Origin of the sequence: Bartonella sp. AP58NXGY, assembly GCF_042195785.1 — a bacterium.
In the GTDB taxonomy this organism is placed as follows: Bacteria; Pseudomonadota; Alphaproteobacteria; order Rhizobiales; family Rhizobiaceae; genus Bartonella.
The window spans coordinates 48,791-74,574 of sequence record NZ_JBHIOY010000003.1 but is presented as its reverse complement, the minus strand read 5'-3'; the positions used below and the strand labels follow the sequence as shown (position 1 = coordinate 74,574).

Genomic DNA, 25,784 nt, shown 5'->3' with positions numbered 1-25,784 from the left:
ACATTGTAAATCAATTTAATTGATATAAAAGTAGCTACACTAAAATATAATAACCTTAAGAGACCAGTATTCTCACCAAACCGTTTACAGAAAAGTAACCCTATATATGTAAATTGTAAAGAATATAATGACTCTTATCTTTTTAACGTTATAGAAGAATAATCTCTAACTTGTTTTTAAATAATAGGCAAACATCTGCGCCAAAAATGAAGAATAACGTGATATTATTATTGAGATGATTATATGTGATAATGCAGTTTGCAAACACTAAAATGATCTTGAACGTTAATCATTTGATGTTCTCTTTATACATATTAAAGATTTGTAAAATCTGAAATTAATAAAAATTGATAAGAGCTCTTGTTGATTGATCAACTTATACATTGATAGAATGAAGCTGCTTATTCTAGGAGTTTGAAAGGAAAAAACAATAATGTAAATGCATTTCTCTCTAGCGAAAAGTAAAACTAATTTGCATTCGTTTCTTTGTGAAACATAAACGCAACTGAAAATAAAAATGATGACAACAAAACGAAAGACGTTTCGAAAAAAAACTGTAAAACACCGTAAATACTCTAGTAGTATCGTTATCACACTTCTTCTTACAATTTTTCGTTTCATTTTTTGGAGTATAAAAAATCTTTATTTCTATACACGAAAAAATACTTTATTTTTTGTTGGGTCTATTCTTTTTACTATTAGTTTTTTATTTGTTTCATTTAATGCTTTATTTTTGCAAATGACAATGCATCAAGATATTTTCACTCGAATGAAGTTTTCCTCCGCTCAAAGTATAGGGAAGAGCTCTATTTTATCCGAAAAAGAAGCAAGATCACAAGAACTCTCTCGTGTGACTTCTCTACATTCTCAAAGTCATAACCACAAAAATTCACCTTTACCCCCTCAATCAGCAAGAATGCTGGAAAAGCAAAAAGAACTCGCAAAATTAGGACTTTATGATGGACCATTAGATGGACTGGAAGGACCTAAAACACGCCGTGCGATCACTTTATGGAAACAACAAGCTGCTCAGAAAATGCAAAATAATGTTTTACCTCATCCTACAACAGATGAAATTGCGCTATTAATTAAGCAGAGCGAAATAGAAATGGAAAATAAAACAAAAAGCAATATAACACATTTAAGGGAAACTGTTTTAGAGCCTTCTGTTGAAGATATTATACGGGTACAAAAAGCTTTACATATTTTTGGTCATGAGGAGGTTATTGCCACAGGAATAGAAGATCAAAAAACGATAGAAGCCTTAAAACAGTTTCAAAAAATGTTTGATCTTCCTGTAACTGGTAAAATTAATCATACAATTTTAATAAAAATGCGTGAAATTGGTTTATTAAATTGAAGCTAATCATCAACATTATAAAACAATCTCTTGATTTATAATGATAATTTTCTTGTTGAATACCCTCTCCGAATACAAAAAAATTCCTTCATCTCAAGCCCTCTTATATTAAATCAATCAGGGACATCTTCTTACACATTACATATTGAGCCATACAATTTATGGCAAGGGGATCGAGGCTTCTAGCAGAAAAAAGAAATCATTGCGAGAAAACAAACGCGTTTATTTTAAAATTTCCAATGCTTCAGATGATAAGGACACGCGAAATTCTATTGTAGCATCACGCTTTCCTTTTATATTCTCGAGCCAAGAATTATCCAGATATCCCCATCAATCTGATCTCACATAACGCAAAGAATTTGTGTACCTGTAAGAATAAGCAAACGCTAAGTCAAATTGTATCATTGTTATCGTTTTACTGAGTATCTAGACAAAAGACGGAAACCTCTTTCCAATCCATTGCTGGTCTATTTTGCATTTTATGGAGTTGTTTTTCTCAGAAAGTATGTGCTTTTGTTGTTGCCTGTAAATCAACATCAAAACCTAACGCTGCAGTATGTTTGAAACAAATATTAAGGTGGTTCAGTGCTTTTTCTGCTGTTGCAGCTTTTGGTATGCCAGATGGGAGAAAAAGTATTGCATATCTCTGTTTGCCTAATCTCTGAAACGAGGAGGCAGCCTAATTGGGGGAGAATATGAAGTTTTAAAAATAGAAACCACTTCTCACCTTTACCATTTTCTCTTAATTTTGCTTTACGTCTTTCAAAAGCATCTAAAGCAATGTTCTTTTAGATAATGGAGATGACGCATTGCTTCACGCTTTTGTTTCTCACTTTCTTTAATGAAGTCACGTCCCTTCATGTAAAACAGAACGCCCCAAACCAAATATACTTGAGTTGCACATTCACGTGCTTTCTTTAAAGAAACAACTCTCAAGGCATCCAAACCTATTTCACAATGATATGCGTGAATGGTATAAATAATAAACCCGCTGTGCGCTACCATCTTGACGCTTGAGCAAACCCGCACCATCCACTTTGCCTCTAATGTTGCTCCAACTCTTGGCACTTGAGACAGTTCATTATAGGCATTGTTTAGTCTTTTCTTTAATGTTTTCCCCGCATACATCGATATTCCTTATGTGAAAGCGAATGATTTTGACTGATTCAGCATGGAATAAATTTGAAATGAGAGAATCTTATGATATTCAAGGCTCTCATTCAAGATGAGAAATTAAATTTATCATTATAAATCAATGCTTTGTATAATTATGATATTCCTTCATAAATGTAAAAGATGGTAGCGCACAGTGGATTTTATAAACTCTGAGGGTATAAACTTACGAGAAACTTTACGTAATTCCATTCCACGAATACCAATGTGAAATGAGTTTTGCACTGAGAAACGTTTCTTCAAAACAACAGATCACTCAAAACAAATGCATTTGTTTTGAGTGATCTGTTTTGCGTGAAGAGAGTTCATAACCCTATTAAAAAGAAAATGTGTGAATTAACTGCACACAATAACACGCTGCCCTCTATCAAGGAGGAGGCTCCTCAATACTTGAAAATGTATTAATAATACATCTTTGTCTATCATGCTTTATATTTTCTCTCATAAACCTCTAAAAAAACACTTTCTCGCGTAACACAACTTATCGTGCATTTTAGAAGCATTTTTATTCCCTTTATTAAAGAAAATAAAAAAATATAAAAAATTTATTTCTGTAATAACTATACAATAAAAAATATTAACCCATTACATCCTTTTTGCTATTGCGGCCTGAGCTGCTGCTAAACGAGCAATTGGTACTCGAAAAGGAGAACACGAAACATAATCTAGGTTATTTTCTTCACATAAAGCAATAGAGGCAGGATCGCCTCCATGTTCACCGCAAATTCCCAATTTTATTTTTGCACGCTTTGAGCGTCCACGCTGTGCAGCAATGGTAATAAGTTCCCCTACTCCATCACGGTCAATAGATACGAAAGGATCTTGCTCTAAAAGACCTTTTTGAAAATAGGTTGCCAAAAAAGGAGCAGCATCATCACGGGAAATCCCAAAAGTAGTTTGTGTCAAATCGTTTGTTCCAAATGAAAAAAATTCAGCAGTTTCAGCAATTTCATCTGCTCGAAGCGCTGCCCTTGGAAGTTCAATCATCGTCCCAACCATATATTGAATAGTACCTCCCTTTTCTTTCATCACTTCCTCAGCAACCTGATCAATACGCGCTTTTACAAAATCGAGTTCAGATTTAAGCGCAACCAATGGCACCATAATTTCAAGCATAACAGGAGATCCAGATTTTTGGGCAGCTTCTGCTGCTGCTTCAAAAATCGCCCGCGCTTGCATTTCTGCAATTTCAGGATAAGTAATAGCTAAACGGCATCCTCGTAATCCAAGCATAGGATTAAATTCGTGTAACTGCTGAGCACGTTCAGCAAGCACTTCAGCAGAAACCCCCATAGCTGTTGCAACATCAAGAATTTCTGCTTTCGTTTTAGGCAAAAATTCATGGAGTGGCGGATCTAACAAACGAATGGTAACAGGTAAACCACACATAATTTCAAATAGTTCACTAAAATCTGAACGCTGCATTGGCAAAAGCTTATCTAGTGCTTTACGACGACCACTTTCATCATGACTTAAAATCATTTCACGCATGGCAACAATACGTTCTCCAGAAAAAAACATATGCTCCGTACGGCAAAGACCAATACCTTCAGCCCCAAAAGAACGCCCCATACGGGCATCAGATGGCGTCTCAGCATTGGCGCGAACTCTTATACGTCGCATCCCATCAGCCCATTCCATTAATTTTGCAAAGTCTCCGCAAAGCTTAGGCTGCAACATTGCAACTTTCCCTTTGAAAATTTCCCCACTTCCACCATCAATCGTGATAACATCGCCTTTTTTAAAGCTTTCTCCTGAAGCAAATAGCGTATTTGTATTATAATCAATCCGCACACTACCAGCACCAGAAATACATGGTTTTCCCATTCCCCGCGCAACAACAGCAGCGTGACTTGTCATGCCGCCACGCGTTGTTAAAATTCCTTCTGCAGCATGCATACCATGAATATCTTCTGGGCTTGTTTCCACACGGACCAAAATAACTTTTCGCCCTTCTGCTGAAACCGTTTCTGCCTCTTCCGAAGTAAAAACAATTTCACCCGTTGCTGCTCCAGGAGAAGCAGGTAAACCACGTCCTATAACAAAACGCTCTGCTTTGGGATCAAGTGTTGGATGTAAAAGTTGGTCAAGTGACTTTGCATCAATACGCATTACCGCCTCTTCACGGCTTATTAACCCCTCCTCAACCATTTCAATTGCCATCTTGAGAGCTGCACGAGCCGTACGTTTTCCCGAACGAGTCTGCAGCATCCATAATTTACCTTTTTCAATGGTAAATTCGAGATCTTGCATATCCCGATAATGCTGCTCAAGCTTCTGCGCGATCTGACATAACTTCAAAAAAGCCTCAGGCATAATTTTTTCTAAAGACGGCTTATTTGAACCAGCAACAATACGCGCATTTTCTGTAATATTTTGAGGCGTTCGAATACCCGCCACAACATCTTCTCCTTGCGCATTAACTAAAAATTCACCGTAAAGTTCTTTTTTTCCTGTCGATGGATTGCGTGTAAAAGCAACACCTGTTGCCGAATCTTCACCCATGTTGCCGAAAACCATAGCTTGCACATTAACTGCCGTTCCCCAACTTTCAGGAATGCTATGTAAACGACGATAAGTGACTGCGCGTGCTGTCATCCAACTTGAAAAAACGGCTCCAATCGCCCCCCATAATTGCTGTTCAGGATCTTGTGGAAAAGGGATTCCTAATTTTTCTTCAATATATGCTTTATAAGAAGCAATAACATGTTTCCAATCATCTGCTGTCATTTCTGTATCAATAGTGTAACCATTGCGTTCTTTTGCCTCATCAAGAATCTCTTCAAAATAAGAATGGTCTACCCCCAAAACAACGTTAGAATACATTTGGATAAAACGCCGATAACTATCATAAGCAAACCGTTCATTATTAGCTTGTAAAGCAATAGCTTTTACAGTCTTATCATTCATGCCAAGGTTAAGCACTGTATCCATCATTCCTGGCATAGAAGCCCTAGCCCCTGAACGAACAGAAAGCAAAAGTGGTCTTTGCTCATTACCAAATTCACGTCCTGTTTGTTCACCAACGCGTCTTAATGCTTGCTTAACAGATTCCTGTAGCTCTTCTGGGTATGATTTGTCATGTGCGTAATAAAAATTACAAACTTCTGTTGTCAGAGTAAATCCTGGCGGTACGGGCAAACCAAGATTACTCATTTCTGCTAAATTAGCCCCTTTACCTCCGAGAAGATTACGCTCGCTTGCACTTCCTTCTGCGTTTCCATCTCCAAAACTATAAACCCATTTTTTCATTGTACAAATCCTCCCATATCAGCATCAAAACACCATTCAACCTAGGCTTAACTTAAATGATTCAAAATCGGCGAAATAAAAAAGATCGCTTCATAAATGCATAATACCTAATCTTCTTAAAAGAGATAATGACCACATCACCATCTATCTTCTAGAAGATTAAGATTCAGTTTTTAAGAAAACTATCAATCACCGAAAAAAAGTCTTCTACTTTCATAGCACCTTCATATTTATTACCATTGATAAAGAACGTAGGCGTTGCTGTCACACCAAGTTCTTTACCACGCTCAAAAGATGCATTCACTTCATCTAAAATGGTCTGATTTTTCAAACACGCCGTAAAACTTTCATCTGTAAAACCCGCCATTAAGCTAATTTTTTTCAATGGTGTCAGAGCATCTTTTCCCCAAACCCACTCATTTTGTTTTTGAAATAAAACTTCTATCAAAGGGAAATAACGATCTTCTGGTGCACACCGTGCTAACATAAAACCTGCTGTTGCCCGAGGGTCAAAAGCATAATCGCGGAAAATCAGTTTCACTTTTCCTGTTTTGATATATTTTTTGCGAATTTGAGGAAGTATATCATTGTAAAAATGTGCACAATGAACACATGTTAACGAAGCGTACTCAACAATGATGACTGGTGCATCCGCCTCTCCCTCAAAGCGATCCTTTACTTTACCTGATTGGAGAAGCTCAGCCATATCAACTGTTGCCACTGGTTTGAGATCACGCGCTAAAGCAACTGTTACACTATTTTGTACAATCGTTATGAAGAGAAAAATTATCCCGAAAGATAAAAAAGAACGAAATTTTACCATAAATAATACTTTTCTGTTGTTATTAAACGAATAGGAATCCAATGCTTTCTCATATATTAAAGAAAAATATATAAAATATCTTGCTATTTATTATTTTTTTCCGAAAAAATGCAACAGCCAAGTTTATAAAGTGATTGGCGTAAACTTTTATCTTCAATTCCTTCAAGCATTTTCTCCACGCATTTTTTGTCTTGTTCACTCAAAGTCGGCTTTAGAGGCAAATGATTCATAAAAACCGACAGACGCCTTTGTTCAATCTTGATGCGATCAATAGCAATATAGCCAAAAAATCCATTAATTTTATGAAGAAATTCCTCTGTTTCATGCATCAATTTCAACGCCGCAAATCCTTCACATGCGACAACAAGTGTTGCTGGCTGAAAAACTTCATCTTGATCTGCACGACGTTTCCAAATAATTTTAAGCGGCATTGTATGTTCACTGATATCATGGCCCACAATTTGTGGCCAATGCTCTATAAGCTCTACATTTAGCCCTGTCCGTTTGCGCAAAACGGGATCAAGTATTTTGAATACCGTCTCAGAAAGAGAATAAAAGATATGTTTTTTTAGTTGTTTTCTCATTTTTAGATCATTTTTCAACCATTTACTTAATTACAATAATTTGTTTTATCTAAAAATAATTGCCTCCCTAATTTATAAAATATCAACAAAATAAAAATCCACTCCTCACCAGGATCTCAACAATAAAAGAGCAAAAAAAAGAACTACAAAATAAATATTTTTTCTTTTGCATTTTACATCTCTCTATGCTTGAAAACAATCATGTATGAAATTTCTTCGCACCTCCTTTCTTGGTACGATCAAAATCATAGAAACCTCCCATGGCGGATTACCCCCGAAGAGCAAAGACAAGGTATCCGTCCTGATCCTTATCAGGTTTGGCTTTCTGAAATCATGCTTCAACAAACAACCGTTGAAACAGTTAAGCCTTATTTTAAAAAGTTTCTAAAACTATGGCCGGATCTTTCCTCTTTAGCAAAAGCCTCCCAAGATGATATCATGAAAGCATGGGCTGGACTTGGTTATTATTCACGCGCACGTAATCTTAAAAAATGTGCGCTACAGCTTGTTGAAAACTACGCGGGACAATTTCCACAATCTGTAAAAGAATTGCGAACTCTAGCCGGTATTGGAGATTATACTGCCGCAGCCATTGCTGCGATTGCTTTTAACCACCCTGTAGCAGTGGTTGATGGTAATGTCGAACGTGTGGTAGCGCGACTTTTTGCTATCACTTCAATATTGCAAAAAGCAAAAGTTGAAATTAAAGAAAAAACACAAAAAATTACTGCTTTAAATCGTCCTGGTGACTTTGCTCAAGCAATGATGGATTTGGGAGCAACAATTTGTACTCCACGCAAACCATCTTGTTATACCTGCCCTCTTCAATGTTTATGCAAAGCAGAAAAGATGCAACAACCGGAGTCTTTTCCAGTTAAAGCCCCTAAAAAAGAACGCCCTTCAAAAACAGGTATTGCTTTTGTGGTCCTTAATAAAAAGAAACAAATTTATTTGGAAAAACGACAGACGCAAAAGCTCCTTGGTGGAATGACCCAAATTCCTAACAATATTGGCATAAACAACGAAAATGGGCTCCAAAACGCACCCTTTACTGCCAATTGGCAATTCAAAGGACAAATTACGCATGTTTTTACTCACTTTTCTCTAAAACTCGATGTTTACTATACCGAAGATGTTCATGAAATGAATTGTGAAAATGGTTGGTGGTGTAACATTCAACATCTTGCCGAAGAAGCATTACCTACTGTTATGAAAAAAGCCATTTCCGTAGCACTTCCCAATTCTTTCAGATTTAAATAACCTTCCCTATTCATAAAAATGTTTTCTAATGGAGACTTTTGTATCTCTAGCGATCATTTATTAATCTGTAAAAGAAAAATTTTAAAAAATGAAATAACCAATTTTTTCTACAGACAAAAATTAAGGAGGGATAGAAACGCTTAGAAGCTTTAGATTTAAATTTCAGGATCTATCCTTTTTTCGCTTATGACGGAGCAAGTTAGCATCATCGTTATATTTACCAGCCCCCTCAACATCCCTTGGTACGTGAAACGGATTATAAGAGGTACTTTTAGTTCTTTCGTTAACAATTTTTATTCACACGCCACCCCCGTTTATGACATGCAAGAAAGTAATTTTCATCGATTCAATATGGAACAAATTTGAAATAAGAAAACTTGACGATATTCCGAGGGCATTTCAATATGAGTTGCGCTAAATTATCTTTATAATCAATATATTATATGCACTTTACAGATGTACGTATTCAAAAAAGCACTTAATTTTGAACTTCTGAATGAACCTTTTAATTCTGATATTTCATTTTTATAAGCTTATATTGAAACTTTACTGTTTTGGAACTAAAACGAGAACATAGAGTGAAAATTTCTCATTTTAATTTCTTCTAAAAGAAGCATAAAAATACTCGCTTGTCGCTTACAAGCGAGATTAGTGTGTCAATAAAAAACATCTAAGAAAGGCTAAAACACCCTCACGTCCATCTCAATCAAGATCAGGTACATTGGTGGTCAATAGAATGAAGCGATCAGCTTAATTCATAAAACACCCGTTTTTAACATTTGTGAACGTATGATCATTCTTAAATGATCTATGGACTTCAACCGTCCATTTTCCTCATAATACCAAAAGGTCCAACCATTACAACTCTGCGAATCTTGAGCCTTTCTTCCCATTGCGTGAATTGAGCCCGCTTCACCACCATGCATAATCGTACCATCAGCTCTTACAATAGCAGATACTTGCTTCTTACGATCATACAGAACTTCTCCAGGATAGAGTAAACCTGCTTCAAGCAAACTGTTGAATGCTACGCGCGGTTCTGCTTTTTTTCTATCCAAAATCGCTAGTTCTGGTTGCGCTAAAGGTTGAACCGCCGCAATTCTCTCACATGCTGCATCGATGTAATCTTGCTCGCGTTCAATCCCAACAAAATCACGCCCTAAAAGCTTGGCAACAGCACCTGTTGTTCCCGAACCAAAAAATGGATCGAGAATAACATCACCAGGTTTACTAGAAGCCATAATAATACGCGCTAATAACGCTTGCGGTTTTTGTGTTGGATGTAATTTACGCCCCGAATCATCCTTTAAACGTTCAGCTCCAGTGCAGAGAGGGAAAAGCCAATCTGAACGCATTTGTAGATCTTCATTTGCCGCTTTTAAGGCATCATAATTAAATGTGTACTTTTTATCTTTTTGATCTCGCACGGCCCAAATAAGCGTCTCATGAGCATTTTGAAAACGGCGCCCTCGAAAATTAGGCATCGGATTATTCTTGCGCCAAATAATATCATTAAGCATCCAAAAACCTAAATCTTGTAATGCCGTCCCAACCCGAAAAATATTATGGTAAGATCCGATAACCCAAAGTGTTCCGTTGGGTTTTAATACACGACGACAAGCAAGCAACCATGCACGAGTAAAAGCATCATAAGCAGCAAAACTCTCAAACTGATCCCATGCATCATCAACCGCATCAACAATCGAATGATCTGGACGGTATAAAGCTCCATCCAATTGCAAATTATAGGGTGGATCCGCAAAAATCATATCAACAGAATGTTTTGGAAGTTTTTCTAAAACGGAAACACAATCTCCTTTAAAAATTTTATTGCGCCATGGCATTTGTGAGGGAGTACGAAGGAAATCTTTTTGAAGCTGAATAACTGTCATGAAAAACCCAACAAAATTAACTGAATTTGCCCTATAATCAACCAAAATAGTTTATAGGCCCGCATTACCAATCTATATTTACAAAATAGCGTAAACGTATCGTTAAAGTTCTACAAAATTGATAATTGTTTTTGTTTTTTTAGTAAAAAAAAACTTTCATATGAATGAAACCTTAATTTTCTTTTTTTCAATGTACTGTTCCTATATCTTTTATTTCGTAAAAGAATTAAGAATCATTTTCAAAGCGTATTTTTATGAAATAAGATCTTCTCAATATCGTTTTCATGAAAGTTGTCCATCTCGTAACATGTAAAGGAATATCTTATGCCTCAGATAGATCTTATTATTTTTGATTGTGACGGAGTTCTCGTCGACTCTGAATATCTTGCAGCAAAAATTGGATCTCAATTGCTCAAACAAACAGGATATGAAATATCACCCGAAGAATTGAGTGAGCGTTTTGCAGGGCTTATCTTTCGCGATATTCTTAAACACGTTGAACAGGAAACAGAAAAACCTATTTCTGCTCATCTCATAGATCAAATGACTAATATTTTTCGTACACAAATAAAAACTGAATTACGGGCTATTGATGATGTAAGAGAAGCAGTAGAAATTATTCAAACACGCTATCCCTACTGTATCTGCTCTAATGCAAAAAGCATCGATATAAAAGAGATGCTCACCACTGTTGATCTCTATGAACTTTTTGAAGGTAAAATATTTTCTGCACCTGAAGTTGGAACAAAAAAAACCAAACCTGCCCCTGATGTTTTCCTTTTTGCCGCAAAACAATTACAAGTAGAGCCTCAAAACACTATCGTTATAGAAGATTCAATTCATGGTGTACATGCCGCCAAAGCAGCAGGAATGCGTGCCATCGGCTTTACGGGAGGATCACATAGCTATCTTGGCCACTCTAATGCACTTGCAGAAGCTGGTGCAGAAACGGTTATCGCAAAACATGCTCATTTAGGAGAAGTCTTAGAAGCCATGGCAGTATGGCGAGATTTATTATAAAAAAATCTCTTAAATATATCAGTTTATAAACTCTCGTAAGAGGTATTTTTACCAAAATATCCTCTACTTCTCGCTCCTCCTCTTTTATAAGACCTTCAATAAATGTGTGATTCACAACCCAGATCAATTGCATCTCAATGCAAAGAAAAAATATGGCACCTCATTGAACAACCATAAGTTAACTAACCATTGCACATGCTTAAAAAGAAGCAAAAAACAAGAATGTGAACTCTTAGAAATCAAAACCTGCTTATCTATCTCAAATCTGATATCCTACTCCCAATCTCAGCAGCCCATCCTGATAAATTATGAGATTTGTCAAAAAAGGAATATTACAATTCCTTACCGATAAGATGTGAAAATCGCTATGCCTCCTTCATCTGATCAAAGAAATCACATGCCATAGTAAAATTGTATGGTATGGGCGCCTTAATCATGGAGAAACATATTAAAATTCGTATAACCTATGGAACACAAGAGTTTGTTGAAAACAACAAAAGCACCCCTGCTGAGTTATAAGGGCTTATACTTCCTTAATCTAAATTTAGTAAACTTGTTAAACGTTTATTTATATTGCTGTTTAAACAATATTTTAACTGCATCAATAAGTCCTGCCTCTCTGAAATTACAAAAGATAAAGAAAAGACATCCTAACAAAAGGGTGTGATTACATAGGAAAATTCCATACCACGCAATTGATAAGCAATATATTGATTTACAACAATAAACTAGCATTATTTAAATTAAAAAAACAAATATCTTAAGAAGCTCTCATTTCAAATCTGGATATGTTGAATCAATGAAAAATAAGGAATTAAAATGCCTCTTAATGAATTATTTCAAGTGCCAAAGACTGTGTTGCAATACGAGGAACGCGCAAAATGTATGATGATGCCATTTTTCTCCTTTATAAACGTAAAGATGGTGATGCCCTATGACTTTTATATTATAGGGGGTTATCATTATACTGCCCCATACTATAAAAATCATAAGACATCATTATGAAATAGGCTTAAATTCCTTGAGAAAGGTCTCTTTAAAACAAGCGCGTAAATATGAAACATATAATAGTATTGGATGATGTAAAGAGATAACAGCAAGCTTCAAAATTTTTTGAGAGCACTTCATAGACTTTTTTAATAGGCAATGAAACCAAACCTTTTGGAAAACAATCCAACTTTTTAAAAATACTCTTTCTAAAAAACAAAAATATCTCTTCAGGTTGGATAGAAGAAAATGTTGAAAAATATTATCCCTTGCTGATCTTTCGGCACGCATAAATATGTCTGAATTGATATTCTTCTATACACTGTCTTGCACCGTGGTAATGCTGTTCACCTTAGTGAAAAAGATGAAAGATAATATCATTTATCTCTATCCAACTCACACTCTACTTCACACTATAAGAGAACTGTACATCTTTTAGGATCTATAACATAAAAGTAGATATAATTAAGCGAGGAGTAAGCAATAGCATTATGTCATCATGATATAATTAAACATAACTATTGAATAAACCATCTACAGAATACATATTCCATAATAATAACTATTTATAACACTCCTATAGCGAACAAAATTTATAGAACTTCCCTTAAGACATTAATTATTAAGAATATCTTCATCAACACATCACCATTTTCATATATTTTTATTACAAAATAGATAATAAAAATAGACTTTATAGATTTATTTCATAAAAATTTTAATCAATTGTATTGTATCTAAATGTATTAAAATAATATCAATTATATTCATTATATTATCTTATTAAGACTCATTAAAAATAATATTAAGATTTTTTATAACAAGATACGATATTTAGGTATTATTTTATATAATTATATCATAATGAAATATTTAAAATATATCTTACAATATTATAAAATATATTAATACTATATGACAATTATAAAATAACATATAGTAATACATATATAAACGCTAAAAAATATTTTTTGTAATTATTAGTGTTACTTTTTTACAATAATTTTTATAAAAACTATCGTTATATTTTTAATATGTGTTTTTAATATTGACTAAAAATACATAATGATATATGGTTGTTCTCTATAAAGTAAATTATGTACACATATTGTATATTTAATTGTATATCCAAATTAAAAATATTTGAGGTAAAGTTATGGTAAAAATATTTAAAAGTTATGTCTTAAGCATTTTTATAACAAGCGCTTTTTTTCTTTCACAAACCATAAATGTTAATGCAAACTATTTAAAAAAAGAGGCTCCAAAAGAAGAGTGTTCTGTTGCCCTAATGGAACAAGTAAAGAATGTGAAATCTGACGCAGTTTCTATGACTGCTTTCCATGTTCCATCTGTAAGTTATGGAACAGAAAATGGGACAACCTTTGAAGGAAAAGTTGAAAAGGTCGTTGAGCCTATGACTATAGGAATGGGACTATTGTTCGCTGGATATGCAATGAGTTTTATCGGATCGATAATAAGTTGGATAAAGGACATAGTATTGATGTTTAAATAATTCAATCTCGTCTATAACTCTAGAATAATAGCTTCATTATGAATCGATAATTCATTATAAATAATTGCATAATGAAGCTTATTTTTCCATGAAATATAAATGTTGTAGATTATATCCAAAATATAAATTTACGCATATATATTGAATAGTATAAAATATTTGAGGTAAATTATGATTAAATTGTTTAAAAATCATATGTTAAGTATTTTCATTATGTCTGCCTTTTCTCTTTCACAGATTATAAATGCGCATGCAGGCTATTTGCAAAATAATACTCATGGTGAGAATATTTTTGTTTCTGCAATAGAGCAAAAAAAACAAGATGCAGTCCATACCGTTTCTCTCTATAGCCCCTATCTAAATGGTGGAGTGGATAATGAAACTACTATTGAAGGAAAATTTGAAAAAATCGTTGAACCTCTTACACTCGGGACTTTTGGTATTGGGATGGCTCTTGGTTATGCATCAAGTACGGTAGGTATGTTTTTAGGATGGATAATCAGCAAAATAATATACTATTTTAAATCTCGTTAAAATTGAAATTTCATAAGCATAAGATCTTCTCATATAAAAGATAAACTGTAGATACATTCTGTTTTTATCTATTATTAATGATAAAAAAACTAATGAATTATCACATTAAGAATGAAGAAATCTTTAAATACTTCTGTTTCTCTCAATGGGCACTAATTCTGTCAATGTATCAATTTATCCTAAAACAACAGTAAAAGTATTGGAGGTAAATGATGATTAAAGTATTGAAAACTTACGTATTAAATATTTTTATAGCGGTCGCTTTTTTGCTTTCACAAGTTATAAATGTTCATGCCAATCATTTGAAAAATGATGCTCAATGGGAAGCTGTTTCTTTCATAGAGCAAGGGGAAACAAAAACGATCAATATAGCTGCTCTTTATGTACCGAGTTTCACTCATAAAACAAAAAGTGAATCTGCCATTGAGGGAAAATATGAAAAAGTATTTGAACCCATTACTCTAGGAGTTTTTTCTACAATGGGAGCTTTGGGGTTTGGATTTTTGACCGGATCTGTTATGTCCATATTTAGTGCGATAATCGGATGGGCAATAGGAAAAATTAAAGGCAAATAATTCAAAACTGCTCAGTTATTTGTTCTATTTTTAATAAGAGTATTTTACAGCCTGCTTCACATCATTTGGCAGGCTGTTTTTATGCTTTCTATGGATAAACTTTAGGTTCCCATATGTATAGCACAAATATAATATCTATTAGTATACAAAATGATCAATTAAACTCAACAAAGATTATTTAAAATATCCATTTATGCACGAAATGTCATAAATTTACCTTATAAATCCTCCAGTATGAATCCCAAAATGTATCAGCTCAACATTCATTTTAGAAGATTTATTTTTCATAAAGTATAAAAGCATAAAATAACTATGAACAATTGAATTTTACAAAAAAGTTATTCAATAAATACTATTCTATATATTTGATTTCATTATTGAGGAAGGTACATAAGTGAAAACATGCTGTAAAATTTATAATAGAAAGAAATTTTTCGACTATAACAGATTTTCTGTGAAAATGTGACGTTTATATCTCAAAAATAAAAATGCTTAAAACTATTTCTTTTCATTATTGAGTTAAAAAGAAGAAAATAAACTTCTATCCATTTAATAATTTAAATATTATGAAAAACGTGAAATGAATAACTGCATCAATTTGCCAGAAATAAAAAAGGATAAGACTTATGAAATATATCAGCACGAGAGGTGAATCTCCTGCTTTAAGCTTTACGGAAACTATCATGACAGGGTTGGCGAGTGATGGTGGACTTTATCTTCCAGATAAATTTCCGCAATTATCATTTGATGCGTTACGAACACTTCGTGGACAATCCTATACAACAATTGCTAAAACTATTCTTTGGCCCTTTGTGAATAACGAGATCGAGTATACAGCCTTTGAAAATATGATCGCTGAATCTTATGCAACCTTTCACCATCCAGCAATCTGTCCATTACGACAAACTAAAGCAGATGAATTTATCCTTGAACTCTTTCACGGACCTACTTTAGCTTTTAAAGATGTCGCAATGCAGTTTCTTTCTCGGCTTATGGATTATATTTTGACTAAAAAAAATAGACGTGCAACGATTGTTGCTGCAACATCGGGTGATACAGGGGGTGCTGCAATACAAGCTTTTGCTGGAAAAGAACATTCAGATATTTTTATTTTATTTCCTAAAGGACGAGTCTCACCTGTTCAACAAAGGCAAATGACAACCAATCAAAGTATAAATGTTCATGCTATTGCTATTGAAGGAAATTTTGATGATTGCCAAGCTCTTGTTAAAGCAATGTTTAATGACCACAATTTTCGTAAAAAAACAGCGCTTTCAGGTGTTAATTCTATAAATTGGGCGCGTATCATGGCGCAAATTGTTTACTATTTTTCATCCGCACTTTCCTTAGGTGCGCCTGATAGAGCTGTTTCATTTACTGTTCCTACTGGAAATTTCGGTGATATTTTTGCAGGTTATGTCGCTGCTCGTATGGGATTACCCATTGCTCAACTGGTCATTGCAACGAACGATAATGACATCCTTGCACGTACATTGACCAGCGGTACTTACGAAACACAACCAATCGTCCATACAACATCACCTTCTATGGATATTCAAGTCTCGTCTAATTTTGAACGTTTACTCTTTGAAAGTAGCAATCGTGATCCAATGTGGATTCGCAATGCAATGGAAAATTTGAAAAAAATGGGGGTCTTTTCTCTTGATGAAAAACATCTCAAAAATATTCGTTCCCTATTTTCCGCTGGGACAAGCAACATGGATGAAACAGCACAAACAATTGATAGTGTCTATAAGGAAAGTGGCTATCTTATTGATCCACATACAGCTGTCGCCCTTAAAGTAGCGCGTGAAAACAAAAAACAGCATATTCCAATGATCGTCCTTGCCACGGCTCATCCAGCCAAATTTCCTGATACTCTCAAAAGTGCTTGTGGACTTCATGCCCCATGGCCCCCCCATCTCAATGATGTAATGGAATGCGAAGAACACTTTATAAGTCTTGCTAATGATGAAAAAATAGTAAAAAATTATATTTCTTTAAAATCGCGTGCATCTTATTAAAGTTAGCAGCATTAATTTAAATCAAGAATATTCTAATGCCCTTAACAATGAGGTATTTAGCTTTTTAATGGAGTTGTAAATACATGGATGTAGATATCTGTCGCCTAAATAATGGTTTGACTATCGCCACACATACAATGCAACAAATTGATAGTGTTGCACTCGGAATATGGGTTAAAGTGGGCTCACGCAATGAAACCTCCACACAGCATGGTATTGCCCATCTACTTGAGCATATGGCTTTTAAAGGAACCGAAAATCGTAGCGCTTTTCAAATTGCAACCGATATTGAAGATGTTGGCGGTGAAATTAATGCCACAACCAGTATTGAAACAACAGCTTACTTTGCACGTGTACTTAAAAGCGATATCCCGCTTGCTATCGATATTTTATCCGATATTTTGATGCATTCAAAATTTGACGAAGATGAACTAGAACGAGAAAAACAAGTCATTTTTCAGGAAATTGGTGCTGCCTATGACACTCCTGATGATATTGTTTTTGATCACTTTACAGAAACAGCCTTTCGTCATCAATCCCTTGGTCGCTCTATTTTAGGAACATCTAAAACTATTCAATCATTTACCTCTGCTGATCTCCATGATTTTATCAATAAACAATATAGTGCAGATCGTATGATTGTCGTTGCAGCTGGAGCTGTAAAACACGAAAGTTTCTTGCGAGAAGTTGAAAGTCGTCTTGGTACTTTTCGCTCTCATTCAACCGCACCTCTTATTAATCTTGCAAATTATGTCGGCGGCGACTTTCGTGAGTATCGTGATTTAATGGATACACAAGTTATTCTAGGGTTTGAAGGGCGTGCTTATCACGCACGTGATTTTTATGCAGCCCAAATTCTTTCAATTATTCTTGGTGGTGGTATGTCCTCACGTCTTTTTCAAGAAGTAAGAGAGAAACGTGGATTATGCTATTCTATTTATGCTTTTCATTGGGGATTTTCAGATACTGGGCTTTTTGGTGTTCATGCAGCTACTGGACAAGAGGGGCTCAAAGAGCTCCTTCCTGTGATTCTTGATGAACTTTCCAAGGTCAGCAAAAATATTCACGCCAATGAACTTCAACGAGCACAAACACAATATCGCGCTAATCTTGTAATGTCACAGGAAAATCCCTCTAGTCAAGCACATCTCATTGCACGCCAAATACTCCTTTACGGTCGCCCCATTCCAATATCGGAAACAATTGAACGCCTCAATCTCATCACTCCTACAAGATTAACTGATTTAGCGCATCGTCTTTTTACAAATTCCACTCCAACACTAACCGCTGTAGGACCTGTAGGACCTCTCATGAATTTTGATGATTTAACGTCAACTCTTTCATACAAGCTAAAATAAAAAACTACTTTTCAAAGCAGCATCACAATAACATAAACATATTTTATCATAAAATTTACCACAAAAGCCCTCTTCATTAAATAAGTTTTGGAAATAGTGGGCAAAGAGGTGTACAAAACTACCCAATTCATACTTCATGTGATAAAGATTCTAATCAGTAAAGGTATATCCGTGAAATCTAGAAATTCATGGTTTAGCTTTGCCCTTTTAAAATATAAAACTCCATTCGCTTCAAGTTCCATTGAAGCAAGTGGGTATGTGGTTTATTTATATATAAAATCATATAACTTAAGAAAAAGTGATAACAATCTATTATGTAGATAAATTGTAAAAGGTGGGCGGTGTTTTTTCTCAAAAATCTAAATGAAAACTAAACATCCTAAAATATTGAGAGTCGGACATTGTGAAGAGTTTGCGTAAAATAATTGACATCATTTTCATTGTAATCGTTAGTTCTTTTGTCCATCTTACATCAGCACAAGCAATTGAACCAGTTAAAATTTCTTCTCAGGATGCTGCTCTTGATCTCTCAAAAGCAATTGAAATTCACCATACAAATAACTCTATTTTTCAAACAAGTACAGCGCCAGGACCAGATGGTATTGTGTGGCGTATTGAAGTGCAGGCAAAAAGTGAAAATTTTTCCGGAAATTGGGCCGTTTTTTCTCTTGCAAATCCAACAGATGAACAAGTTGATCGTCTCATCGTTGCTCCCCATTACCGTATGGCGCGTTCTGGATTTTTTTGGCCAGACCTTGGGTCAGCAAGAATTCAATCCATAACACCAAGCGAAGGTTTTTCTCTCGATCGTCAACCGAGTGCAAACTCTGATATCTTTCGTATTACCCTTAATCCTGGTGCTGTTGTTACATTTGTAGCCGAACTTAACTCTGCAAATCTACCGCAAATCTATTTATGGCAACCTGAAGCTTATAAAGATGCAATTAATTCTTATACGCTTTATCATGGTATTCTTCTTGGTATATCAGGTCTCTTAGCGCTTTTGTTAACTGTTCTCTTCGTCGTCCGTGGGACAGGACTATTTCCTGCAACAGCGGCTGTCGCTTGGGCAGTGCTTTTTTATATTGGTATTGACTTCAACTTTTTAAATAAATTCTTTGCAGTTACACTTACAACACAGCCAATCTGGCGTGCTGGTACAGAAGTAGCACTTGCCGCTACACTCTTCATTTTTCTTTTTACCTACCTCAGCCTTAATCGCTGGCATTATCATTTTAGTTATGGTGCTATCGCTTGGACCATTGCCCTTTGCAGTCTAGGAGCCTTTGCTATTTATGATCCAATCAGAGCCGCTGGAATTGCGCGTTTGTCTTTTGGTCTTACCGCTGTTCTTGGTATCATGTTAATCATCTATTTCTCAATCAGAAGCTATGACCGCGCAATTATGCTTATTCCAACATGGCTGCTCATTAGCTTTTGGTGTGTTGGAGCTTATGCCTGCATAGCAGGACATTTAAACAATGATATTATCCAGCCAGCATTAGCAGGGGGATTAGTGCTTATTGTTCTTCTCATTAGCTTTACTGTCTTGCAACAAACTTTTTCCAATGATGCTTTTCATGAAGGAATATTTTCCGACCTTGAACAACAAGTACTGGCAGCAAAGGGAGCTGGAAATATTATTTGGGATTGGAATATAGAGCGTGACCGCATTGTTGTCCATCCAAACATGGCAACCCTTTTTGGTACTGAAATTCATAACCTCAATGGACCTATGCGCAACTGGATTTCAGCCTTGCACCATGATGATCGTGAACGCTTTCAAGCCATATTGGATATCATTCTTAAAAATAAAAAAGGGCGCATTGATCAAATTTTTCGGCTTTCTTCTGGGGGGGGGTATTATCATTGGTTTTCTCTTCGCGCACGTCCAGCTATGCAAAAAGATGGAAAAATCACCCGTGTCATTGGAACTATTGTCAATATTACAAATCATAAAAAATCTGAAGAACGCTTATTGCATGATGCAATCCACGACAGCTTAACCGGACTTCCTAATCAACAAATTTTCTTTGATAGACTACAAAACTATACCTCTTTGGCTAAAGCAAATATCAAAATTAGACCAACCGTCTTTATGATTGATTTTGATAATTTTCGCCAAATTAATCGCAAATTAGGTATCGCTGTTGGAGATACTGTACTTCTTATAATCGCACGTCGTTTAAATCGTCTCATTAATTTTCAAGATACCTTATCGCGCCTTTCAGCAGACCGCTTTGCAATTATTTTACTCAGTGAAACTGAACCACAAAAAATTGCAGCATTTGCAGATCATTTGCACAAAACAATTTCAGCTCCTATTTCACTTTCAGAAAATAAAATAATCCTTTCAACATCTATCGGATTGGTTACATGGAGTGAAAGTCGATCAACTGCTAAAGATATTTTTAATGATAGTGAATTAGCAATGATTCGCGCAAAACAAATGGGTGGAAATCATATTGAACCTTTTCGTCCTAATTTTCGCACTCTGGGTCTCGAACATAATACTCTGGAAAAAGATATTCATTATGCCATAAGACGTAATGAGATGAAAATCCTCTACCATCCTATTCTGAATTTATCAGATGGATATATTATTGGTTTTGAAACAATTGTAGAATGGCATCATCCAACTTATGGAAATTTAAATGTCTCTGATTTCATAAAAATCGTAGAAAACGAACAAATTGTTATGGATTTGTCACAATTTATCATCGATAATGCCATTATCGATCTTATAAATGTACAAGAAAAATTTTCCCAACAATCTTTCTTTATTTCAATTAATTTACCAAGCGCAGAAATGCTTCATCCTCGTTTTATTAGTCAATTGCGTGCCGCTTTGCTTCGCCATCCGCTTCACAAAGGGCGCTTAATGATTGAAATATCTGAATTTGTCTTAAGAAAAAATCCTGAACAATCAGCGCACTTTCTTGAACAAATTAAAATACTTGGAATGAATCTCGCACTCGATAATTTTGGAACAGGTTATTCGTCACTGACCTATCTTGTACGTTATCCATTTGATATGGTTAAACTTGATCGCTCACTTATCTCAATCGACTCTCTCAAGAAGAAACTTGTTCTCAAGTCTATCATTAATATAGCAACAGATCTTAACTTGCAAATTATCGCGGAAGGTGTAGAAAGTGAAAAAGAAGCAATCTTCCTCCGTCAAGAAGGCTGTAAATATGTTCAAAGCACACTTGTCACGAAACCAATTACCATAGAAGAATTAATCACTCTCGTTCAGAGCCATTTCCCTTATAAAATAAAAACATAAGGAATAGAATAACGTGTAAAGTTAAAAAACTCAGAAAATAACAAAACTCTATGCATGTCCCATTTCAGAAGCAAGATAGGTTGGATTGATTCCCATGCGCGTTAAGCTTTCGTCATACTTGCGACTTAAATCGCTTTCAAAAAGAAAACTAGGTGATGTAGAACTGATTAGCCAACCATTCGTAGAAATTTCAGCCTCAAGTTGTCCTGCTTTCCATCCAGCATAGCCTAATGCGACCAGTGCATGCTGCGGACCTTGTTCACAGCTAATCGCTTTTAATATATCAATTGTCGCAGTAAAACAGACCTTCTCTGCAATAAAAACAGTTTCTTCACAAGCATAATCATCTGAATGAAGGACAAAACCACGTGAAGGATCAACAGGACCACCATAGCGAACTGGAAACTTTTTTATCGGTTCAGAAAGGCATTTTTTTTTGCCACTGTCTATTACTCCAAGGTGAAGCAAAAGCTCTGGAAAATCAATATGGTGTAATTGATTGAGAATAATGCCCATCGCACCAGCATCAGAATGCGCGCAAATATAAATAACAGAACGAATAAAGCGTTTGTCATTCATTCCAGGCATTGCTATGAGTAATTGACCACCCAAAAAGCCATTACACTGCTTCATTAATCTGTTATTCTCCATAATTTACATGATAAAAGTTTGTTCATTTAGTACACTAGGAAAATAAAACTCCAATGAAAAAAAGTCACATATTTACAAATTTACAAAATATCGCAACTTTCTTTTATAAAAAGCTTTTAGTTACTTTATGCTTAACATTCCTAGTTTTAAAATTACTTAACATTCCTGTAAATGCTCAAACAGAACAAAAACTCCAGCTTTTCGCAACATCTTGGTATGAATCAGAGGGTGGTCGTATCCGATTAGCAATCACTGAACCTTCTCTTTCTGGAATAAGAGAAGGTATCATTGAAATTGTGCTTAAACCAGGATGGAAAACTTACTGGCGCAATCCAGGTAATTCTGGCATGGCACCATTTTTTAATTTCAACCAACACGTTTCTTATGAAATCTTTTATCCGACTCCACAGCTTTTTGAAACAGAAAATGATTGGTCATTAGGCTATAAAGATAAAGTGACATTGCCCTTCAATCTTTCTAGTTCAAGCAAAAATTTAAGTGGGGATTTCACTCTTGGACTATGTAATAAAATCTGTCTTCCATTGACTATTAACTTTGATTTTTCGCCATCTGTTCTTAAAAACAAACATCTTCCCCTTTCCTTCTTAAAAAATGCCCAAGATTCTTTGCCTCGCATGATGCAGAATGCACTCAAAATAAGCGCCGAAAAAAATAACAATACTCTTCTTCTAAAAATAAAAAATAACGACAAAACTACTCCTTCCTCTCTCTTTTTAGATGGAGGAGAAATGCAAATTGGAGCAGCAAAAAAAGTCAGTGATAACGCGGAATATACGCTCTTTAGTGCTCCGATCTATTTCGTACCAGAAGAAATAAACCAAAAAATTTTTTACACTGTTTCTTTTAAAGATCACGCCTTAAGTGGAACATTCATATTCCATACGCAGCCCCTCTCTCTTACAACTCCGTGATAAAAGAGAAAGGCTCTCAAACAGCAATTATGCTGGAAAATGTCCATTGTTGCGATATTGAGTAATTGCTTTGCGAGCAAGTGCATCAGCGCGTTCATTCTCTGGATGTCCCGCATGCCCTTTTACCCAGTGCCATCTGACTGTATGACAAGAACAAACATCCTCAAGAGCTTGCCATAGCTCCATATTTTTCACAGGATTTTTTGATGCGGTGCGCCAATTATTCTTTTTCCAATCCTCAATCCACTTAGATATCCCATTACGCACATAAACTGAGTCTGTATAAAGGTCGACCAAACAGGGCTCTTTAAGCGCCTTTAATGCACAAATTGCCGCCATGAGTTCCATTTGATTGTTTGTCGTATGGACTTTACCGCCATAAAGCTCACGTTCATGACCATTCCAGCGTAAAATCGCTCCCCAGCCTCCAACTCCAGGATTCCCTGAGCAAGCACCATCTGTATAAATTTCAACGACTTTTTGTTGACTTGCCATAAAATTTAAAAACCTAATTCATTCAGGGAATTTACATTACTGAAAAAACAAAGCTTGTGCCAATACTCCCATGGATCTTTCTTAATAACAAAGCTATCAGGCGGTGTATTAAACCAATCATAAAGGCGTGTGAGTAAGAAACGTAAAGACGCACCACGAGCTAATAAAACAATCTTGTCCAGTTCTAAAGGGATCAATGGTCTTATTTTTTGATAATTTTCCAATAACTTACGTGCTTTGATAAGATTATAGGAATGATCAGGCTCAAAGCACCAAGCATTTAAACAGATTGCTAAATCATAAGCCCAAAAGTCATTACAAGCAAAATAGAAATCTATCATACCAGAAAGATGATGATTCACAAAAAAGACGTTATCATTAAATAAATCCGCATGAATAATGCCTGTTGGTAAATTTAATGGCCAGTTTTCTTGTAAAAAAACCAATTCCCACTCAATTTTTTGTCCAAATTCTTTTAATAATGCATCTTCTTTTGTTTGACAACGTTGCCACAATACCTGCCAATCCATAACAGAAAGAGTATTTTTACGACTGAGTGTAAAATCCTGTCCTGCTAAATGCAATTGTGCTAATCCCGTCCCCACTTCGCCACAATGATCTATATTGGGCTGGCGGATCCACTCTCCTTCCAGAAAAGTAATAATAGCAGCAGGACGTCCTGCTAGTTCACTGATCATCATGCCATCATTTTGAATAACGGGTTGAGGACAAGGAATTCCACGCTGTCCTAAATGCTGCATTAAGCTACAAAAAAAAGGTAAATCATCTTTTGAAATACGCTTTTCATAAAGTGTTAGAATAAATCGTCCTTGTGTTGTCTCCAACATAAAATTAGAATTTTCAATCCCTTCCTCTATACCTTGATAAGACAAAAGCGACCCTATTGCGTAACCTGTTAAAAACGCTTTTAAATCATTTGGATGAATATCTGTATAAACGGCCATTATTCTGCTTTCGTTTTAGACATGTCTGTATCTTGATGTTCATTTTTTGTACTATTTTCTTGACCATTCACAAAAGCCATATCTTGAGAGGTTAAAATAACATCACGTAATTCGCGACTCACTAAAAACCTTTCCGTTTCCACCACTGTTTCAGCCAATTCTATTGTGACATCATAACGCTCACGAAATGCTGAAATAATTTCATCAATAATAATTTCAGGAGCGGAAGCCCCTGCTGAAAGACTGACAACAGAAAGAGCTTTTAGGTTTTCAAAATTAATTTCATCAGCGCGCTGTACTAAAATAGCTTGTCGCGCACCAGACTTTTCAGCAACCTCGACTAAACGTCGCGAATTAGAAGAATTTGGTGCTCCAACAATCAAAAACAAATCACTCCCTTTTGCCGCTGCTTTAACCGCATCTTGTCGATTCGTTGTCGCATAGCAAATTGACTCAGCCGCTGGGGCTGCTAATGTAGGAAAACGTTGTTGTAATATATCGATAATTCCTGCAGTATCTTCAACAGAAAGCGTTGTTTGTGTCACAAATCCTAATTTATCTGGATCCCTTGGTTGATAATGCAAAGCATCTTCTATCGTTTCAATGAGCGTCACAGCCCCTTCTTCAAGCTGTCCCATCGTTCCTATCACCTCAGGATGACCAGCATGACCAATCAATATAACATGACGACCGTGACGTTGATGCCGTATCGCTTGTTTGTGAACTTTCGAGACCAACGGACATGTTGCATCAAGATAAAACAAATTATAGCGTTGTGCTTCTTTTGATACAGATTTTGGTACACCATGGGCAGAAAAAACAACCGGTTGAGTGCGATATTCTTCTGGAATCTCATCAAGTTCTTCAACAAAAACAGCTCCCCGTTGCTGCAATCCCTCAACTACATAGCGGTTATGTACAATTTCATGACGAACATACACTGGAACACCATATTTTTTTAATGCAAGAAGAACAATCTGGATAGCACGATCAACCCCTGCACAAAATCCACGTGGACCACAAAGACGTATCGTTAAAGGGGGAAGTCCAGACATAAATCATCCTTAATCTCTATAGCTTTAGTATCATAGTCAAAC

The 25,784-nt window shown here is 35.5% G+C and carries 18 protein-coding genes and 1 pseudogene; 10 read left to right on the top strand and 9 right to left on the bottom strand.

Going from position 1 to position 25,784, the window contains the following annotated elements:
- Positions 1 to 520 precede the first annotated feature (520 nt).
- Positions 521 to 1,360, top strand: coding sequence for a peptidoglycan-binding domain-containing protein (locus tag ACFINC_RS02990; RefSeq protein WP_375616165.1), 840 nt, complete (start codon positions 521 to 523; stop codon positions 1,358 to 1,360).
- A 139-nt stretch (positions 1,361 to 1,499) separates the two neighbouring features.
- Here ACFINC_RS02990 and ACFINC_RS02985 read toward each other — a convergent pair.
- From ACFINC_RS02985 to ACFINC_RS02970, 4 genes and pseudogenes are all read right to left on the bottom strand, one after another.
- Positions 1,500 to 2,408 (bottom strand): annotated as a pseudogene (locus ACFINC_RS02985) (integrase); the annotation flags it as partial.
- Positions 2,409 to 3,118: 710 nt separating this feature from the next.
- Positions 3,119 to 5,785: a pyruvate, phosphate dikinase gene (gene ppdK / locus ACFINC_RS02980; protein WP_375616035.1), complete on the bottom strand. Its 2,667-nt coding sequence runs from the start codon at positions 5,783 to 5,785 to the stop codon at positions 3,119 to 3,121.
- A 166-nt stretch (positions 5,786 to 5,951) separates the two neighbouring features.
- Positions 5,952 to 6,608, bottom strand: a complete 657-nt coding sequence (locus tag ACFINC_RS02975) for a DsbA family protein (RefSeq protein ID WP_375616034.1) — start codon at positions 6,606 to 6,608, stop codon at positions 5,952 to 5,954.
- An 83-nt stretch (positions 6,609 to 6,691) separates the two neighbouring features.
- Positions 6,692 to 7,192 carry a DUF721 domain-containing protein gene (locus ACFINC_RS02970; RefSeq protein WP_375616033.1) on the bottom strand — a complete coding sequence of 167 codons (501 nt, stop codon included), beginning with the start codon at positions 7,190 to 7,192 and terminating at the stop codon, positions 6,692 to 6,694.
- Positions 7,193 to 7,393: 201 nt separating this feature from the next.
- On the opposite strand from ACFINC_RS02970, the gene mutY reads away from it, so the two are divergent.
- Positions 7,394 to 8,452 (top strand): A/G-specific adenine glycosylase, encoded by a 1,059-nt coding sequence (gene mutY, locus ACFINC_RS02965; RefSeq protein WP_375616032.1) that lies wholly within the window; start codon positions 7,394 to 7,396, stop codon positions 8,450 to 8,452.
- Positions 8,453 to 9,207: 755 nt separating this feature from the next.
- On the opposite strand, the gene ACFINC_RS02960 is transcribed toward mutY, so the two are convergent.
- Entirely contained in the window at positions 9,208 to 10,296 is a 1,089-nt protein-coding gene (locus tag ACFINC_RS02960) for a site-specific DNA-methyltransferase (RefSeq protein ID WP_375616164.1), read from the bottom strand.
- Positions 10,297 to 10,668: 372 nt separating this feature from the next.
- On the opposite strand from ACFINC_RS02960, the gene ACFINC_RS02955 reads away from it, so the two are divergent.
- From ACFINC_RS02955 to ACFINC_RS02925, 7 genes are all read left to right on the top strand, one after another.
- Positions 10,669 to 11,364 (top strand): HAD family hydrolase, encoded by a 696-nt coding sequence (locus tag ACFINC_RS02955; RefSeq protein WP_375616031.1) that lies wholly within the window; start codon positions 10,669 to 10,671, stop codon positions 11,362 to 11,364.
- A gap of 2,143 nt (positions 11,365 to 13,507) precedes the next feature.
- Positions 13,508 to 13,864 (top strand): hypothetical protein, encoded by a 357-nt coding sequence (locus ACFINC_RS02950; protein WP_375616030.1) that lies wholly within the window; start codon positions 13,508 to 13,510, stop codon positions 13,862 to 13,864.
- 171 nt (positions 13,865 to 14,035) lie between these two features.
- Positions 14,036 to 14,398: a hypothetical protein gene (locus ACFINC_RS02945; RefSeq protein WP_375616029.1), complete on the top strand. Its 363-nt coding sequence runs from the start codon at positions 14,036 to 14,038 to the stop codon at positions 14,396 to 14,398.
- A gap of 212 nt (positions 14,399 to 14,610) precedes the next feature.
- Entirely contained in the window at positions 14,611 to 14,973 is a 363-nt protein-coding gene (locus tag ACFINC_RS02940; RefSeq protein WP_375616163.1) for a hypothetical protein, read from the top strand.
- Positions 14,974 to 15,599: 626 nt separating this feature from the next.
- A complete protein-coding gene (gene thrC / locus ACFINC_RS02935; RefSeq protein WP_375616028.1) occupies positions 15,600 to 16,997 on the top strand; it encodes a threonine synthase in 1,398 nt (465 codons plus the stop codon).
- A gap of 83 nt (positions 16,998 to 17,080) precedes the next feature.
- Positions 17,081 to 18,355, top strand: coding sequence for a M16 family metallopeptidase (locus ACFINC_RS02930; protein ID WP_375616027.1), 1,275 nt, complete (start codon positions 17,081 to 17,083; stop codon positions 18,353 to 18,355).
- A 403-nt stretch (positions 18,356 to 18,758) separates the two neighbouring features.
- A complete protein-coding gene (locus ACFINC_RS02925; RefSeq protein WP_375616026.1) occupies positions 18,759 to 21,644 on the top strand; it encodes an EAL domain-containing protein in 2,886 nt (961 codons plus the stop codon).
- 48 nt (positions 21,645 to 21,692) lie between these two features.
- On the opposite strand, the gene ACFINC_RS02920 is transcribed toward ACFINC_RS02925, so the two are convergent.
- Entirely contained in the window at positions 21,693 to 22,277 is a 585-nt protein-coding gene (locus ACFINC_RS02920; RefSeq protein ID WP_375616025.1) for a YqgE/AlgH family protein, read from the bottom strand.
- A gap of 71 nt (positions 22,278 to 22,348) precedes the next feature.
- On the opposite strand from ACFINC_RS02920, the gene ACFINC_RS02915 reads away from it, so the two are divergent.
- Positions 22,349 to 23,227 carry a protein-disulfide reductase DsbD domain-containing protein gene (locus ACFINC_RS02915; RefSeq protein WP_375616024.1) on the top strand — a complete coding sequence of 293 codons (879 nt, stop codon included), beginning with the start codon at positions 22,349 to 22,351 and terminating at the stop codon, positions 23,225 to 23,227.
- 27 nt (positions 23,228 to 23,254) lie between these two features.
- Here the strand turns inward: ACFINC_RS02915 and rnhA are convergent, their stop codons facing one another.
- The 3 genes from rnhA to ispH are packed head-to-tail and all read right to left on the bottom strand — an operon-like array spanning position 23,255 to position 25,742.
- Entirely contained in the window at positions 23,255 to 23,722 is a 468-nt protein-coding gene (rnhA, locus tag ACFINC_RS02910) for a ribonuclease HI (RefSeq protein ID WP_375616023.1), read from the bottom strand.
- Between the two features lie 5 nt (positions 23,723 to 23,727).
- A complete protein-coding gene (locus ACFINC_RS02905; RefSeq protein ID WP_375616022.1) occupies positions 23,728 to 24,687 on the bottom strand; it encodes a homoserine kinase in 960 nt (319 codons plus the stop codon).
- Positions 24,687 to 25,742, bottom strand: coding sequence for a 4-hydroxy-3-methylbut-2-enyl diphosphate reductase (ispH, locus tag ACFINC_RS02900; RefSeq protein ID WP_375616021.1), 1,056 nt, complete (start codon positions 25,740 to 25,742; stop codon positions 24,687 to 24,689). Before ispH ends, ACFINC_RS02905 begins: the two co-directional genes overlap by 1 nt.
- Positions 25,743 to 25,784: the final 42 nt, after the last annotated feature.

Bases quoted from the DNA above. Each gene is read 5' to 3' on its own strand.
- ACFINC_RS02960 (WP_375616164.1), bottom strand. From the start codon at position 10,296: ATGCCATGGCGCAATAAAATTTTTAAAGGAGATTGTGTTTCCGTTTTA.
- thrC (WP_375616028.1), top strand. From the start codon at position 15,600: ATGAAATATATCAGCACGAGAGGTGAATCTCCTGCTTTAAGCTTTACG.
- ACFINC_RS02970 (WP_375616033.1), bottom strand. From the start codon at position 7,192: ATGAGAAAACAACTAAAAAAACATATCTTTTATTCTCTTTCTGAGACG.
- ACFINC_RS02930 (WP_375616027.1), top strand. From the start codon at position 17,081: ATGGATGTAGATATCTGTCGCCTAAATAATGGTTTGACTATCGCCACA.
- ACFINC_RS02940 (WP_375616163.1), top strand. From the start codon at position 14,611: ATGATTAAAGTATTGAAAACTTACGTATTAAATATTTTTATAGCGGTC.
- ACFINC_RS02955 (WP_375616031.1), top strand. From the start codon at position 10,669: ATGCCTCAGATAGATCTTATTATTTTTGATTGTGACGGAGTTCTCGTC.
- ACFINC_RS02950 (WP_375616030.1), top strand. From the start codon at position 13,508: ATGGTAAAAATATTTAAAAGTTATGTCTTAAGCATTTTTATAACAAGC.
- ispH (WP_375616021.1), bottom strand. From the start codon at position 25,742: ATGTCTGGACTTCCCCCTTTAACGATACGTCTTTGTGGTCCACGTGGA.
- rnhA (WP_375616023.1), bottom strand. From the start codon at position 23,722: ATGGCAAGTCAACAAAAAGTCGTTGAAATTTATACAGATGGTGCTTGC.
- ACFINC_RS02990 (WP_375616165.1), top strand. From the start codon at position 521: ATGACAACAAAACGAAAGACGTTTCGAAAAAAAACTGTAAAACACCGT.
- mutY (WP_375616032.1), top strand. From the start codon at position 7,394: ATGTATGAAATTTCTTCGCACCTCCTTTCTTGGTACGATCAAAATCAT.
- ppdK (WP_375616035.1), bottom strand. From the start codon at position 5,785: ATGAAAAAATGGGTTTATAGTTTTGGAGATGGAAACGCAGAAGGAAGT.
- ACFINC_RS02920 (WP_375616025.1), bottom strand. From the start codon at position 22,277: ATGAAGCAGTGTAATGGCTTTTTGGGTGGTCAATTACTCATAGCAATG.
- ACFINC_RS02975 (WP_375616034.1), bottom strand. From the start codon at position 6,608: ATGGTAAAATTTCGTTCTTTTTTATCTTTCGGGATAATTTTTCTCTTC.
- ACFINC_RS02905 (WP_375616022.1), bottom strand. From the start codon at position 24,687: ATGGCCGTTTATACAGATATTCATCCAAATGATTTAAAAGCGTTTTTA.
- ACFINC_RS02915 (WP_375616024.1), top strand. From the start codon at position 22,349: ATGAAAAAAAGTCACATATTTACAAATTTACAAAATATCGCAACTTTC.
- ACFINC_RS02945 (WP_375616029.1), top strand. From the start codon at position 14,036: ATGATTAAATTGTTTAAAAATCATATGTTAAGTATTTTCATTATGTCT.